General features: G+C 43.7%; 13 protein-coding genes. 8 read left to right on the forward strand and 5 right to left on the reverse strand.

Annotated elements, in window-relative coordinates:
• The first annotated feature begins 114 nt into the window (after positions 1-114).
• Positions 115-708, forward strand: coding sequence for a LemA family protein (locus tag ACMXYN_RS04455; RefSeq protein WP_415893672.1), 594 nt, complete (start codon positions 115-117; stop codon positions 706-708).
• Between the two features lie 22 nt (positions 709-730).
• Entirely contained in the window at positions 731-2,662 is a 1,932-nt protein-coding gene (locus ACMXYN_RS04460; RefSeq protein ID WP_415893673.1) for a M48 family metallopeptidase, read from the forward strand.
• Positions 2,663-2,715: 53 nt separating this feature from the next.
• Here ACMXYN_RS04460 and ACMXYN_RS04465 read toward each other — a convergent pair whose 3' ends face one another.
• The 4 genes from ACMXYN_RS04465 to ACMXYN_RS04480 all read right to left on the reverse strand — a co-directional run bounded on the left by ACMXYN_RS04465 (position 2,716) and on the right by ACMXYN_RS04480 (position 5,267).
• Complete coding sequence (locus ACMXYN_RS04465) at positions 2,716-3,225, reverse strand: hypothetical protein (protein ID WP_415893674.1); 510 nt, start codon at positions 3,223-3,225, stop codon at positions 2,716-2,718.
• Between the two features lie 168 nt (positions 3,226-3,393).
• Positions 3,394-3,759, reverse strand: coding sequence for a dihydroneopterin triphosphate 2'-epimerase (folX, locus tag ACMXYN_RS04470; RefSeq protein WP_415893675.1), 366 nt, complete (start codon positions 3,757-3,759; stop codon positions 3,394-3,396).
• A 33-nt stretch (positions 3,760-3,792) separates the two neighbouring features.
• Positions 3,793-4,731 (reverse strand): sensor histidine kinase, encoded by a 939-nt coding sequence (locus tag ACMXYN_RS04475; RefSeq protein ID WP_415893676.1) that lies wholly within the window; start codon positions 4,729-4,731, stop codon positions 3,793-3,795.
• The gene (locus ACMXYN_RS04480) at positions 4,728-5,267 is read right to left on the reverse strand and encodes a heme NO-binding domain-containing protein (protein ID WP_415893677.1); all 540 of its coding nucleotides are present in this window, start codon (positions 5,265-5,267) and stop codon (positions 4,728-4,730) included. The genes ACMXYN_RS04475 and ACMXYN_RS04480 overlap by 4 nt, the downstream gene beginning before the upstream one ends.
• A 202-nt stretch (positions 5,268-5,469) precedes the next feature.
• Between ACMXYN_RS04480 and ACMXYN_RS04485 the strand changes: the two genes are divergently transcribed.
• From ACMXYN_RS04485 to ACMXYN_RS04510, 6 genes are read left to right on the forward strand one after another with little or no spacing between them, the layout of a single operon-like run.
• Positions 5,470-6,066, forward strand: coding sequence for a response regulator (locus tag ACMXYN_RS04485; RefSeq protein ID WP_415893678.1), 597 nt, complete (start codon positions 5,470-5,472; stop codon positions 6,064-6,066).
• Positions 6,067-6,068: 2 nt separating this feature from the next.
• Positions 6,069-7,115 carry an HDOD domain-containing protein gene (locus tag ACMXYN_RS04490; protein ID WP_415893679.1) on the forward strand — a complete coding sequence of 349 codons (1,047 nt, stop codon included), beginning with the start codon at positions 6,069-6,071 and terminating at the stop codon, positions 7,113-7,115.
• On the forward strand, positions 7,115-7,936 hold the full coding sequence (locus tag ACMXYN_RS04495) for a phosphate/phosphite/phosphonate ABC transporter substrate-binding protein (RefSeq protein WP_415893680.1): 822 nt from the start codon (positions 7,115-7,117) through the stop codon (positions 7,934-7,936). The genes ACMXYN_RS04490 and ACMXYN_RS04495 overlap by 1 nt, the downstream gene beginning before the upstream one ends.
• 15 nt (positions 7,937-7,951) lie before the next feature.
• Entirely contained in the window at positions 7,952-9,616 is a 1,665-nt protein-coding gene (locus ACMXYN_RS04500; RefSeq protein WP_415893681.1) for a sensor histidine kinase, read from the forward strand.
• Between the two features lie 9 nt (positions 9,617-9,625).
• Positions 9,626-10,906 (forward strand): HD domain-containing phosphohydrolase, encoded by a 1,281-nt coding sequence (locus tag ACMXYN_RS04505; protein WP_415893682.1) that lies wholly within the window; start codon positions 9,626-9,628, stop codon positions 10,904-10,906.
• A gap of 21 nt (positions 10,907-10,927) precedes the next feature.
• Complete coding sequence (locus ACMXYN_RS04510) at positions 10,928-13,630, forward strand: response regulator (RefSeq protein WP_415893683.1); 2,703 nt, start codon at positions 10,928-10,930, stop codon at positions 13,628-13,630.
• Here the strand turns inward: ACMXYN_RS04510 and ACMXYN_RS04515 are convergent.
• The gene (locus ACMXYN_RS04515; RefSeq protein WP_415893684.1) at positions 13,627-15,081 is read right to left on the reverse strand and encodes a sigma-54-dependent transcriptional regulator; all 1,455 of its coding nucleotides are present in this window, start codon (positions 15,079-15,081) and stop codon (positions 13,627-13,629) included. The genes ACMXYN_RS04510 and ACMXYN_RS04515 overlap by 4 nt on opposite strands.
• Positions 15,082-15,110: the final 29 nt, after the last annotated feature.

Genomic DNA, 15,110 nt, shown 5'->3' on the forward strand with positions numbered 1-15,110 from the left:
TTTTTAACTTGTTTTAAAGGGGCAATCTATTTCTTCTGTCCGCAATCTAACTTATAGTCTTTTTATCAGAATGATTCTCTTTTAAAGGGATTAAGGATAGTTAAGGAGTTAGATGTGGACATTGGATTAATTGTTACGTTGGTTGTTCTGTTAGGTGTGATTTTTTACATAGTCAGCATCTACAATGGCTTAGTGAAATTGAAAAACCGTTATGAAAACGGCTTTTCACAAATCGAGGTGCAACTAAAGCGCCGTTACGATCTTATTCCTAACTTAGTGGAAGTCGCTCAAGGCTATATGAAGCACGAGCGTGAAACGCTTGAAGCGGTTATTCAAGCGCGAAATGAAGCGTCCGCTTTGTTAAAAGGTGCGGCGTCTGTACATAGTGCTGACTCGCTACAGCAGTTGTCAGGTGCTGAGAATCAGCTGCAGTCGGCTTTGGGTAAGTTGAACTTTGTCATGGAAGATTACCCAGATCTAAAAGCCAATGAAAATATGATGCAACTGTCGGAGGAGCTATCATCCACCGAAAACCGTGTCGCGTTTGCTCGCCAAGCGTTTAATGATTCGGTGACTGAATACAACACTTACCGCCAATCTTTCCCACCCGTTTTCTTCGCAAACATGTTTGGTCACTCTCAAGACGCTACTTTGCTTGAGTTTGATGACAGCGAGCAGATTCAAGCAGCGCCGAAAGTAAGTTTCTAACAACTTGCGAGGTTGCTGATTCATGAATTTTTTTGAGCAACAGGACAAGGCCAGACGCAATACCGGCTGGCTTGTCTTTCTTTTTTGCCTAGCTGTTCTGAGCTTAATCCTAATTACCAATCTGTTGGTGGGTATCGCTTTTCAGCTTTTATCAGGTGACACCACAGACATTGCTGCAGTCTATGGTTCCTCCCCGTTTGAAAATCCAGGTATTTTCTCGTGGAGAAACTTCGCGCTTATTAGTTTGGCTGTCGGAGGAGTGGTTGGCTGCGCTATTTTGTACAAATGGTGGCAACTATCCTCGGGTGGTAAAGCGGTGGCTGAGTCTCTAGGTGGTGTACGTATCTTGCCTGATAGCGAAGAGCCAAATGAACGCTTGGTGCTTAATGTTGTTGAGGAGATGGCGTTAGCCTCGGGCATGCCTGTCCCACCGGTATACCTTATGGCACACGAGATGGGGATAAATGCCTTTGCTGCAGGAAATACTCCTGCAGATGCGGTGATTGGTGTTACCCAAGGGAGTATCGAGCACTTTAAGCGGGACGAACTCCAAGGTGTGATTGCACACGAATTTAGCCATATCCTGAATGGTGATATGCGTCTAAATCTGCGTTTGATCTCTTTGTTGCATGGCATTGTGTTTATTGGTCAAGTCGGTGAGCTTTTTGCTCGCGGCGGCAGTGATCGTCGTTCTGATGGTCGTGTGGCACTTCTAGGTTTTGGCTTGATGATCGTTGGTTGGCTAGGGATCTTTTTTGGAAAGCTAATCAAATCTGCTGTCAGTCGACAGCGGGAATTTTTGGCAGATGCCAGTGCAGTGCAGTTCACCCGTAATCCCGAAGGTATTGCAAATGCATTAAAGCTGATTGGTGGATATTCGCCGGGCAGTGAGATCAACAACTCTCATCGTAGCGAAGTGAGTCATCTGTTTTTTGGTCAGGCGATCTCTAGTCTTTCCAGCCTATTTGCAACGCACCCTCCAATTGTTGATCGCATTCTGCGTGTCGACCCTCATTGGGATGGCAACTTTCTTTATCGTGGTAATGAAACCCGTGAGCGAAAGCTTGAAGAAGAGCAGCAGAAAAGCGAAGAAAAACGCCAAAGGGTTCAAGAGGCTGCTGCAATAAGTGCAGCGGTTATGACGGGTACTGGGGAGAGTGCTTTAACAGATAATAGTTTGAGTGCAGCACGAGAGAAAATAGATCAAATCCCTGAGTTTTTGTATGAACAGGCGAAAGAATCTTTAGGTGCGATGTCTATCTGTTGCTCCTTACTGCTCCATAGTGAAGGTGAGCTACGCCAGAAACAACTGGATATGATTAAGGCAACGGGATTTCAAGGCTTAGAGAAAGAAGTACTTAAAACAGCCCAAGCTGTAGATCATCTTCAAGAACATTGTCGATTACCACTGATCGAGTTATTACTGCCAGCATTGAAATGCATGTCAGCTGAACAGTATAAGCAATTCAAGCGTCTACTCATGCAGCTGATTAGAGCTGATAAGAAAACTGACCTATTCGAATGGTGCTTATTCCAGTTGGTTCAGCATTACCTTGCAGGGGAGCATGACCCTGAGCTCAAGAGCGCTCCGCGTTATAAAACACCAGGTCAGATCGGTGATGAATACGCGCAAATATTATCTGCTGTGGCTCGTTTTGGCCATGAAGATGAAGAGACAGCAGAAAGGGCATTCAATCGAGGTGCAGGTGCGGTTTCGCTCTATAACATCCACCTTTTACCGGCTGAAGAGTGTGATGTTCAGGTATTTATTAAAGCGGTAAATGTACTGGGGCTAGCGTATCCGTTGCTGCAGCGGCGTTTACTAATTGGGCTTTGTCGCTGCATTGAGCATGATGGCAAGCTTACAACGACCGAGCGCGAGTTAATCACGACGATTGCGGCCATAATGGGATGCCCTTTGCCGAAATTAGAGTATCTAGACGAGGGTGAATAAACAGCAAGCCCTTATAGGGCTTGCTTATCTTTTAAAAGGTGGTTGTTAGTTAATTAACAGGCAAGCTGCTTCTTTGCGGTGAGCCGTTCCATCTCTTCTTCAAGGTGCTCTGGCGAGTAGTCTACAAATTTACGTCCCGCGACTAAGCGGCTAAGTGAACGTCCTTCTAAATGAACATACACACGGTCATGGGAGCGGTGGAACTCAATTACCTCGCCGCTACCATCCTTTTCAATGTGACCATCATCAAATACCTTATCTAATTGCACGGTAAGGTCATCACGGTTATTTGTTTGTTTTATGACGGTCGCAGGTATGCAGTGTCCACTTTCTAAAATAGTGACGCCATCACCAATAGTGTAGTTACCATATTTATCTTCGGCTTTACGTTGCAGTAGTTCGTCCACCACGTCGATAAGAATGTTTTTAACGACCTCATGGGCTTCAAAGGAGCCTATTAGGTTTTCGCAGAAAGCGCGGTGATCTGTGGCGGCATGCCAAGCGGCTGCATTGTTATCATTTACTGCTTGGCGAATTAGCTTATTAAACCGATTGATATCCATCTACTTCTCTCCCTGAGTTGTTTACTACCTTGTTAGGGTGGACTCTCAGTAGATTAGACTGGATTAAGCAAAACTCAAGAAATCCTGTAGCCAAGTAAGTTGAGAATTTTTCAATATAAAGTAGTGGTAAAGGTGTTTTTCTTTACTTCTAAAGTAGTGGTTTTGGGCTTAGAGGTCTTTTTTCCACTCTAAAGACAGTGAAACTGAATCTGCAAACCTTAGGGCGTGAGGTTTGTCGATGGTTACTTTGGCATAAACTGTCCATGGGTGGGCTGTGCAGATATCTAGTACATCTGAAACGAGCTTTTCCAATAATAAGAAGCGACCGTCTTCCACATGTTTGATAACTTCTTTTGTGATGGTTTTGTAGTTGAGGGCCTGATCTACATCATCATCTGCAAAGGCTTTGCTTGCTGGATATTGAATTTCGATATTGATAACAACATCCTGCTGCTTTTCCATCTCTTCGGGGTTAAAACCGATAAAAGTGCGTAAACGAAGATTAGTGATGTTGATAATTGCGTTACTGAGCATGGAAGTCCTTTTGGTCACAGGGATGATTTGAGTTCAGTTTATAGGGAGTTTGATTGTGAAAGTAGTGCCTTCACCTGTTTTACTTTGTAATTGAATTTCGCCGCTATGCTTTTTGATGATGTTATGTGAAATAGCTAGCCCCATGCCTGTACCTTGCCCGACAGGTTTAGTGGTAAAGAAAGGTGTGAATATATCTTTTTGTACCTCTTCGGAAATACCGCAACCATTGTCAGCTATTTCTATATATACGTATTGATTATCGTGTTTGGATCTCACAGATACGCAGGGATTTTGTGAATCGACCGTGGCGTGCTTCGCGTTCATAATCAGATTAAGAAACACCTGATTGAGTTCGTTTAAGTTGCATTCGATCTTAGGTATTGGCTCAAGTGAGATATCTAAGGTAACAGAATTCTTTAATTCACTTTGAAGAAGCTTTAATGTACTGCTGATGCCTTCTAGCAAATCATAACTGCCATGGTCACTCGCTTGGGTTCTAGAAAAACTCCGTAAGTTTTGAACGATATCTTTTACCCGCTGTAGGCCTTCTTGGGTATCTTCCATCAATTGCGGAATATCTTCGGAGATAAAGTCGATATCTTCTTCGATCAGGAGCTGTACTAAAGGCCGCCTCTGATCCTCAGAAAGTTTAGGCAATAATTGCTTTATTTCAGCGAAAATCAGGTTATAGGAATCAAAGTACTGTTTCAGTGATTCGACGTTGCTCTTAATAAAAGCAACAGGGTTGTTTATTTCGTGTGCTACGCCAGCCGAGAGCGTACCTAATGTTGCTAGCTTCTCGTTTTGTAGCATCATGGCTTGTTGTTTTTTTAGCTGTTCGTAACTTTGCTCTAAATGCTGGTTTTTTTGGTATAGTTCTCGCGACTTATCTTCCAAAAGGTGTTCAGCCTCGAGTCGAGCTTTACGTTCGCGCTCATACGCTTGTTTGTAGGGATTTTGAGTATCGGTCATGTGTGAAACTCAACGATAATGTCGCAATGGGGATCACCTTTATGACAGCAAACATCGTGTGTAATCGATATAGGCGTCTCATATTTCTTTGCCGCACCTCTAATCAGACCTTCAGCCAGAATGCATAGCTTTCTGGGTGAGGTATAACGCATAAGGAGTGATCCATTTGCTAATTTTTCGTATTCAAAACGAGGTAAAGCAGGGTTATCAAATAGCTTTTTAACTTCTAAATGTATGACACCATCCACGCTTTCAAGGAAGCTACAAAGATCAGGCTGTTTTTCAAGGAATACAGGATATCTACGAGCTAAATTATCAAATAGAAACTCGCCGAATGCGCCGACTAATGCTCCTGCCTCTATGCCTGTTTGTTCCGAAATTTCGGTAACCAGTGCAAAGAGCTCATCGTCAGGATAGGTCTGCCCGGCAGTATAAACCCCATCGAGTGATAGCTTATCCAGAATGGCATTCCATTGTTCTAGACCGCATTGGTCTAGCACCATCTCTTCAAGAATATTGAAAATAACTCCTTTCATTGCGCGCTACCTTCATTCCGTGGGTTTAAGTTGTGATTTTCAATATAGACTATTTTATAGCTGCTGGCATAAATGTCCTCTTATCCATTTTGTAACACTTTGATTTAAGGTTGATGACCCATTCTTTTATATGACTTTTGTGACAAATAAGAAAACCCTGACTACCTTTATATATGAGATCAGACGTTATAAAGGGCGGATTATGAAAGCTTATACATCAGGCGATGTCGCAAAAATCTGCGGTGTAAGTTTACGCACGGTGATCCGTTGGATAGAAAAAGGTGAATTGAAAGGGTTTAAATTGCCGGGTCGTGGGAATAACCGCGTATCGGAAGATAATTTAATTAATTTCCTTAAAGCCCATGATATTCCATTACCTGAAGAGCTGTTCAGCCCAGGTAAGAATTTAATTCTAATTGTTGACGATGAACCTGCAGCAGCTAGAGCGATACAGCGAGTTTTGAAGGGGGCAGGGTATGAGACAAAAATCGCTGCTAATGGCTTTGAAGCAGGTTCCTTACTTACGGAGTTAAAGCCTGCAGTTATGACACTAGATCTTAATATGCCAGGGTTGAATGGTGAGGATGTTATCAGTTACGTTAGACATGCAGATCATCTAATATCTACGCGTATATTAGTGGTATCAGGCACTTCTGACTCTGCATTGGAAAGAGCGGTGAAACTCGGAGCAGATAGTTATCTGCATAAGCCATATGCTAATTCTGATCTGCTTAAACAGATTGAACAGTTAATGGAAAGCTCGCAAGAAAAGCTAACTGAAACTTCTAGAGCCATCTGATTATGAAACAGGGAACCGTTGTATTTATCGATGATGAGGAAAGTACGCTCCGGGCGCTAAGGAGGAGCTTAAGGGAATATGTGAGTGCATGGGATTTTGTCTTCGAATCTTCCCCTCTAGAAGCGCTTCAGATCATCAAAGATCAGAGGCCTTCTATCGTTGTTAGTGATAAACGCATGCCGGAAATGGACGGCGAACAGTTGCTGCGAGAAGTAAGAGAAAGTGTGCCTGAAGCGATGCGTATTTTAATCAGTGGGGATACCAGTGATAACACTGTGTTGGCTTCGGCTGATGTTGCTCATCTCCTTTTACCTAAGCCTTTTGAAGCGGAAGAGCTGGTTGAAGTTCTAGAAAGGGCTAAGGCGCTAAAACACATCCCTATTTCAGATGCCCAGCGAAAGCTAATCGGGTCGTTGCAGCACCTACCCGTACTTCCTTTGGTTTATACCAAGCTTAAGCAATATTTAGATCGTGCGGATGAGCCTGAAATTAGCCAGTTGGCATCAATTATTGAAGCTGATTTGGCTATCTCAGCCAAAGTTATACAAGTTGCGAATTCTAGCTTCTTTGGTTTTCAATCTAAGACAGATAGCTTGCAGCAGGCACTTATGCGCCTAGGTGTTGGACTAGTTGAAAATTTGGTTCTTTTTTTCGGTCTCAGTCTACAAGAACCTAATCAATTTGATGCAGCCAAAGCGCAGAAAGTAGTGACTTTACTGGAGGAACTGCATTCAAACTCGAACCTTGATAAAGCCGATGATCAAATTTATTTGGCAGGCCTTTTCCATGGTATTGGATCATTAGTTGAGATGGCTGAATCATCTGAAACAGATGCAATCGGCGCTTATTTGTTGAAATTATGGGGCTTTTCGCCAGAGGTGGTGAATGCCGTTTTATATCAGTCTTGCCCATTAAGTCAGGAACCTCTATCGAAACTAACTTGCCAACTGTTCATTGCAAAGCAGATGGTGGGTGGAAATCATTCTTTGGATGAAATTTCAGAAGAGATTCTGGATTGTGCGGAAATAATTGTTACGGAGAGCACCTAATGAAAACCTTACGTTCATTGTCGTTGGCGAGTTTGATCGCTTTGATGCCGGTTACATCTTTCGCTGAAACCCTAACTCTAGGGATTGTTCCGCAACAATCAGCTAAAAAACTTGCGAAATTGTGGACGCCGATCAGTGCTTATTTAAGCGAAAAGTCTGGTGTAAAAATCATGTTCGCTACTGCTCAAGATATTCCTACTTTTGAAAAGAGGGTATTGGCAGGTGAGTACGATATCGCTTATATGAATCCCTATCACTATACGGTGTTTAGCCAGAAACCGGGCTATCAGGCGATATTGAAGCAGCAAGATAAACGCATTAAAGGGATTGTTGTTGTGCAAAAAGACAGTCCTATCCAGAGTTTGTCAGAGCTCGATTCCAGTACGCTGTCGTTTCCATCACCGGCTGCATTTGCAGCCAGTGTATTACCTCGCGCCAAGATGAATAAAGATGGCATCAACTTCGAGCCTAAATACGTTTCCTCTCATGACTCGGTATACCTAACGGTATCACGTGGTTTATTTCCAGCTGGGGGAGGGGTTATGAGAACTTTCAACAATACCGACCCTAAAGTTAAAGAGAATTTACGTGTTCTTTGGACAACGCCAGGTTACACCCCTCATGCCATTGCGGTTCACCCTCGGGTTGGTGATGAAAAAATGCAGAAAATACAGCAAGCCTTTTTAAGCATGAATGATGATCCAGAAGGTAAGGCTCTATTGAAATCCATTAACTTCAAAGGAATGGAAATTGCTGCTAATGCAGACTGGGATGATGTAAGAGACTTGGATATTAAGTTACTTGAACATCTATTGAAGTAGCGATTGGGGTTAGTAGTGTCTCTTCGACTTAAAACGATTCTGGGTATTGCTGCCATAGAAGCCTTGTTGCTGGTGGTGTTGATTAGTATGACCTTGGATTACCTTCGCACCACGAACTATGACGGTTTAAGTAAGCGTGCTAACACCACTGCGACCTTATTTGCGACGACGACTAAAGATGCGGTGCTCAGTTACGACTTAGCTTCTTTAGAGGCGTTTGTATCTGAGGTGATGGTAAACCCCGACCTCGTTTATGCACGTGTACTTGGGCCTGAAAACATTGTGTTTGCTGAGAAAGGCAGTGAGGACGTGTTGTCGAAACCCTTTTCCTCAGATCAATCCGTTTCGACCGTTGAAGACGGTATTTTTGATACCTACGCCGAGATCTCTGAAGGGGGGCAAGTTTACGGTAGAGTTGAGTTAGGGTTAGATATCAACAGTATTAATAAAACGATTGAAGAGGCTGAGCAGCGAAGCGCATTGATTGCGGCTATAGAAATGGGGCTGGTGGCTCTATTTTCTCTAATTTTGGGTACCTATCTGACTCGCCAACTAAAGGTGTTAACGCAAGCTGCGAAAGTAATTTCCGTCGGAGATTTCGAAGTAAAAGTGCCTGTGAAAGGCGGCGATGAAGTCGCAGATGTAGCACTCGCTTTTAATGCAATGGCGAGTAATCTGCATGAAGCGAGTGCACGGAGGGACGAGTTTGAAGCACAGCTGACAGAACTCAACCGCTCCCTTGAGGAAAGGGTCAAAGCGCGTACTAAGCAGTTAGTGGCTAAGAACAAACAGTTGGAGCAGGCCAATAAAGAGATAAAAGAAGCGCAGGCTAAACTGCTGCAGTCAGAGAAGATGGCCTCTATCGGGGTGTTGGCGGCTGGTGTTGCCCACGAGATAAACAACCCAATGGGGTTTGTGATTAGTAATATTGGCACCTTAGAGCTCTATTCAAATAACTATCGCCAATTACTCGCGGCTCACCAAGAGATTATAGAGACCCCCGAAGGTGAAAAGCGTGACTGCCTTATAGCTCAACTTAAAGAGCTTCAAGAAGAACTTGATTTGGAGTTTATGAATGAAGATCTGGATGAATTGTTAAAAGATACCAAAGAAGGTTCGTCTCGAGTCAAAGATATCGTTCAAGGTTTAAAGGCGTTTTCGCATGCCGATCAGGTTGAAAAGTATGAACTGTGTAATCTGAATGACTGTATTGAAGCAACTTTAAAGGTTGTGAATAATGAATTGAAATACCATTGCGAAGTATCTACTGATTTAGCTGATATTCCGTTAACTTATTGTTTACCCGGAAAAATTAAGCAAGTACTTTTGAATTTGCTGGTTAATGCTGGGCAAGCGATTACCGATTCTGGTTCGATTCTTGTGAGCTCAATCGTCAATGAAGATCGGATCGAAATCAGGATTAAAGACTCAGGGCAGGGGATTGCACAGGATCAACTAGATAAGTTGTTTGATCCTTTTTACACCACTAAGAAAGTGGGCGAAGGCACAGGATTAGGCTTATCTATCTCCTATGGCATCATTGTCGAAGAGCATAAAGGTGATATTTTGGTGGACAGCGAATTGGGTAAAGGAACTTGTTTCACCTTGGTATTACCCGTATTAACCAAGGAACCTTCTCTACAGGCGAAGCCTGAATCACACGACCTAGTACAGGAGTAAAAATAGGTTATGAGTTATCCGAATAACACGATACTACTAGTTGATGATGAGCAGGCTGTTCTTAATTCGCTTAAACGTTTGTTAAGACCACTAAGATGTAAAGTGTTGACGACTGTTTCTCCTTTGGAAGCATTAGAAATATTGCGTGAAAACCCCGTTGATATTTTGGTTAGTGATATGCGTATGCCCGAAATGGGTGGCGAAGAGTTTCTTGAAAAGGCTGCGCAAGAGTTTCCAGATATTGAGCGTATTGTTATTTCTGGTTACGCCGAAGCTCAAGCGGCTATTGATGCTATTAACCGCGGCAAAATTAGCCGCTTCTTACTAAAACCATGGGAAGACAGCGATGTCTTAAAGATGGTTGAAAAAGGTTTTCAACTTGCAGGCCTACAGCAGGAAAATGAAAGACTACAGCAAGAAACTAAAGAGAAGAATGAAGAGCTAGAAGCGCTTAACCGCTCTTTAGATAACAAAGTGCAAGAGAGAACTCGCCAACTTAAAATGGCGAATGACCGCATCAAAGATAGCTATAGGTCGGTTGTTCGTATGTTCTCTGCTCAAACCGCACGTCGTTTGGGGATTAAAGCAACCAAGGAAAACCGTAAACTCAATCAGGTCTTGGTCGCTGTCGCAAGTAAATCTGGGATAGAGGGACAGGAGCTAAAGCAACTTTATTATGCTTGGCAGCTGCGCCAGATAGGTAAACTGAGCTTCTCTGATGATTTGCTTAAAAATCCATATTTATCGATGGATATCGAACAACAACGCACCTTCCAACAGCACCCTTTGTTAGCACAAGCTGCATTGCTATTAGTGAAACCTCTGTATCCTGCTGGGCAGATTATTCTGCAGCATAAAGAGTATCTGGATGGTAGTGGTTACCCTAAAGGCCTGAGCGGCGATCAGATTCCAATTCGTGCACAAGTACTTTGTGTGATGAATGATTATGTTGAGATGATTACCGGTTTGTATGACGAGCGCGAATATAGCACTGCTGAAGCGATTCGTTATATGCAAACTACTGCGCCTGAGCGTTATAACCAAGAGGCGGTGAACTTATTAGCTGAAGTTGTAGCCGGATTATCTAAGACAGGTGAAGTTCTGAATGATAAACAACTATCGAGTGATCAGTTACGAAAAGGTATGAAGCTAAGTCGCGACCTGATTAGTCGGGAAGGCATTTTATTGTTGAGTGCCGATCAAGTTTTAGATGATGTTGCTATTGAGCGTATTCGGGAAATGGAGTTCAACCTAGAAGAAACTTTAGAAGTGTACGTTTCTCAAAAGTAAAAGCTTGGTAGAGGATGCTGCATGGATGTTCAGGTACTACTGGTAGATGATGAACCCCACATTTTAGCTTCATTGAAGCGATTAATGCGTCAGGCAAGAATCTCTGTAGCGACTGCCTCTTCAGGGAAGGAGGCGCTGGATTGGCTGGGAAACAATCATGCAGAAATTATCTTGTCTGATTACCGGATGCCGGGATTATCAGGGACCGAACTGTTAACCAAAATCGAAGCAAAGTGGCCTGAAACCAAGCGCATTATTCTAAGTGGTAATGCTGATTTTGATACGGTTTTGCAGGCAGTTCATAGCGGTGTAGTACATAAGTTCTTAGCAAAGCCCTGGAGTAATCAGGAACTCATAGAGCATATACAATCCTCTCTCTCTCAGATTGAGACCGAAGCGGACGTTACGCCTCATACAGAACAGGTTTCGTCTCTCTCTCTAGACCTCCCCCCACAAGCAACTGCTACGCAATTGCAGGTCATCTTGGATACTGTGATCGACGGTATCGTTACTATTGATGAGCAAGGCAAGGTGGTTTCTGCTAACACATCGATTGAAAAGATTTTTGGTTATTCCAAAACGGATTTAATCGGACAAAATGTTTCCCTGTTAATGCCCGAGCCTTATCGAAGCCAGCATGATCACTATCTTGCTCAATACAACGGTGTTGGCTTAAAAGAGGTCGTAGGCAATCAGAGGCGTTTGGTAGGCCTGCGCAAAAATGGTGAAGTCTTTCCAATTGAATTAAGTGTCTCTGAGATTAACATCGAAGGTCAGTCCAAGTTTTTGGGCATGATCAGAGATATCAGTCGCCGAGTTAGCGCAGAGAGTGAAAACGAACTGCTGATCGGTGCCTTAGAGATGGCTCAAGATGGTTTTGCCCTGTTTGGTGCTGGGGATAAGTTACTTAGGTTTAATCGCCAATTTTCAGATCTATATAGCGATTATGGCGTCGATCTTTCGGGAAGCATTACCTACGAGTCATTTTTTCGCAGCTGTGTAGAAAAGGGGCTATTTTGCGAAGCGCAAGACAACCCTGAACAGTGGATAGAACAACAGCTAGCGCTGCACGCTTCACTCCCAGTCGTTGAACAATATGAGCTTGTACCTAATGTGTGGATCGAGATTCATGAAACTCAGGCCGATAACGGCGCAATCATCGTTTCTCACCTTAATATAAGTGAGCTTAAACAAACCCAGTTTTCCCTTGAGCAAGCTGTCGCAGAAGCCAATCTAGCCAACAGTGCCAGAGGTCGTTTCTTAGCAATGATGAGTCATGAGATTCGTACTCCCTTAAATGGCGTGCTGGGTTTATTGCAACTGTTACAAGATACGCAACTCGATCCATCCCAAGCTAAGTTTGTCGAAAGTGCTTTAGCGTCGGGGCAGGGCTTACTCACGATCATCTCTGATATTCTCGATTTCTCGAAGATCGAAGCCGATAAATTAGAGATCATTCCAGCGCCATGTAACCTACGTTTGTTGCTCAGTCAGCTCGAGCAGTTACTTATGCCGCGGGTGGAAGAAAAATCTATTGCGCTCGATTTTCAGATCGATCCGTCGGTACCTGATTGGATTGAAATAGACGAACAACGATTACGCCAGATACTGCTAAATCTGCTCAGCAACGCGATCAAATTCACAGACTATGGTGAGGTCAGTCTCCAAGTAGATTTACAAGCTAATAATCGCCTGGGCTTTAAAGTGATTGATACTGGCATAGGTATCCCTTGGGATGAACAAGGGCAGATCTTTTCTGAATTCACTACCATTAGTAATACGCAGAATCGTCCCTACGAGGGTACAGGTTTAGGCCTTTCAATAAGCCAAAAACTGGTGAATTTACTGGGTGGCGAACTGCAATTTAGCAGTGAGCCGAGTAAAGGTAGTACATTTAGCTTTTCTTTGGCTGTTGTCGAATCAGTTGTCCCAGCTAACAGCGTAGCAGTTACAGGTGATGTCAGATTTAATGCCACTGCTTTAGTGGTCGATGATAGTGCGACTAACCGGATTGTAGTCGAACATATGCTGGTGTCCTTGGGACTTAAAACCGTTTGTGTATCCAGTGGTGCTGAGGCGATTGCAGCCTACCAGCCGGGGCGCTTTCAGTTGATCTTTATGGATATTTCCATGCCTGATATGGATGGCTATGAGACAACTGAACGACTGCGCTTGCGAGACGATTGGGACTGTACCCCGATCATTGCTTTTACTGCGTACGTTATGCCTGAAGATAGAGAAAAGATAAATCGATATGACATGTCGGGTTATCTGGAAAAGCCGTTAGATAAAAAAGTGCTGGTTCAGGTCATTTCCCCTTTATTAGCGACTTACAAGGTTGATTCAAGTAAACAGAGTATCGGATCTGTTGTTGCGGATGATGGCACAGAATTGCTAGAACCTGACTATGTAAATCAGTTAGCGCGTGATACATCTGAAGAAGTTCTGCCCCAGTTGGTTAATGTTTTTAAAGAGGATGTTGATAAAAGATTAGAGGAGCTATCTAACCCAGATATCGATGATGCCTTGCTCGAACGCAACCTGCATACGATTGGCAGTAGTTCCGCTTTGTATGGCTTGATGACCCTATCTAAGAAAGCTAGAAGTCTTGAGACCGTTTGCAGAGAGGGTGGGTGCGTAAGAGCATCGCTGCTCGATTTTTTAGCACTCGCCCAGCAAAGCTTAGATTGTCTGGATCAGTTTATGTTGGAAAGAAAAGCTTAAGCGTTTTCTTTCCAACTATTCCGTTTCCGATAGATGGTAGCAGCACTGATTTTTAGATAGTGTGCCGCCGTTGGAATATTACCCCCACACAGATCAATTGCTCGTTCAATCGCTTCTCGTTCTATATCTGCCATCGGCCTGATAAGCTCTGAAAGCTGATCTTGAACCGGGCTTGATATATCTGAAGGCGCAAATGCGGGTGCAGTAGCCATCGGTTCTGGTGCCGCAGCAGCCAAACTATGTACTGCAGCTGATTGCACCGGTTTGATACAGCTATCCAAAGGAGCAGGTAACATAGCTTGTGTGACTTCATCACCATTGTGTAGTACCACGATATTTCGGACAACGTTTTGTAATTGACGAACATTACCCGGCCAATCGTAGTTGCTTAAAATAAGCTCGGTTTCAGGTTCAAAGCGCTTAAAGCCTTTGCCTTCCTCTTCGGCGTACTGAGTTAGGAAGCTCTGTGCTATTTCGATAACATCATTCTCTCGCTCTCGTAGCGGTGGAAGATGAATCGGAAGAACATGCAATCGATAATACAAATCTTCACGGAAATTACCTGCTTGAACCTCAGCAAGAGGGTCTTTGTTACTCGCACAGACAATTCGGACATCGACCTTTTCGGTTTTATCACTACCGACTTTTTGCAGGGTGCCGGTCTGTAAAAAACGTAAGAGTTTTGATTGTAGGGCAAGTTCCATCTCACAGATTTCGTCAAGGAACAGAGTACCGCCGTTTGCAGCACTGGCAGCACCATCTCGATCACTAACAGCACCGGTAAAGGCCCCTTTTTTATGACCGAAAATTTCGCTCTCGATTAGATCTTTTGGAATAGCGCCGCAGTTTAACGCGATAAAAGGTGATTTTTGGCGTTCACTTCGTTGATGGATAGCTTCAGCGCAGACCTCTTTACCGGTACCACTTTCACCAGTGATAAAAATGGTAGCTTTCGAGCTCGCCGCGCTATCGATGACTTGATAAACCCGCTGCATCGACAGAGAAGAACCAATAAAGCCACAGAAGTTATGACGATCGATCTCTTCTCGATAAGTTTCGACAATACGTTTGAGTTTTTGGCTTTCGAAGGTGTTGTTGAGTGTGGTGACCAAGCGGTCTTTGCTGAACGGTTTAACCAGATAATCGCGGGCACCAAGTCTCATCGCCTCAATAGCGGTGTTCATCGAGCAATCGCCCGTAGTGACAATCACCTCAGTGGCTATCTCTTCTTGATTTACTTTCTCGAGAATCTCTATCCCGTTCATATCGGGTAAACTGAGATCGAGGAGAATGCCGTCGAAGCTCTCTTTCTGTAAAGCTGCTAAGGCTCCCTGGCCTGTTTCTTCATGGTGAATCTGGTACGGCAAACCAGTGAGGTAGCTACGGTAAACCGCCGCCATAGAAACATCATCTTCGACAAGCAGAATACGATTAACTTCAGGTACGGGCATAGGAAATCCTCTCCAACCAAAAACCTACC

The sequence above is a fragment of the Neptuniibacter sp. PT8_73 genome (assembly GCF_047778045.1).
In the GTDB taxonomy this organism is placed as follows: domain Bacteria; phylum Pseudomonadota; class Gammaproteobacteria; order Pseudomonadales; family Balneatricaceae; genus Neptuniibacter.

Bases quoted from the DNA above. Each gene is read 5' to 3' on its own strand.
- ACMXYN_RS04475 (WP_415893676.1), bottom strand. From the start codon at position 4,731: ATGACCGATACTCAAAATCCCTACAAACAAGCGTATGAGCGCGAACGT.
- folX (WP_415893675.1), bottom strand. From the start codon at position 3,759: ATGCTCAGTAACGCAATTATCAACATCACTAATCTTCGTTTACGCACT.
- ACMXYN_RS04505 (WP_415893682.1), top strand. From the start codon at position 9,626: ATGAGTTATCCGAATAACACGATACTACTAGTTGATGATGAGCAGGCT.
- ACMXYN_RS04515 (WP_415893684.1), bottom strand. From the start codon at position 15,081: ATGCCCGTACCTGAAGTTAATCGTATTCTGCTTGTCGAAGATGATGTT.
- ACMXYN_RS04465 (WP_415893674.1), bottom strand. From the start codon at position 3,225: ATGGATATCAATCGGTTTAATAAGCTAATTCGCCAAGCAGTAAATGAT.
- ACMXYN_RS04510 (WP_415893683.1), top strand. From the start codon at position 10,928: ATGGATGTTCAGGTACTACTGGTAGATGATGAACCCCACATTTTAGCT.
- ACMXYN_RS04490 (WP_415893679.1), top strand. From the start codon at position 6,069: ATGAAACAGGGAACCGTTGTATTTATCGATGATGAGGAAAGTACGCTC.
- ACMXYN_RS04495 (WP_415893680.1), top strand. From the start codon at position 7,115: ATGAAAACCTTACGTTCATTGTCGTTGGCGAGTTTGATCGCTTTGATG.
- ACMXYN_RS04460 (WP_415893673.1), top strand. From the start codon at position 731: ATGAATTTTTTTGAGCAACAGGACAAGGCCAGACGCAATACCGGCTGG.
- ACMXYN_RS04485 (WP_415893678.1), top strand. From the start codon at position 5,470: ATGAAAGCTTATACATCAGGCGATGTCGCAAAAATCTGCGGTGTAAGT.
- ACMXYN_RS04480 (WP_415893677.1), bottom strand. From the start codon at position 5,267: ATGAAAGGAGTTATTTTCAATATTCTTGAAGAGATGGTGCTAGACCAA.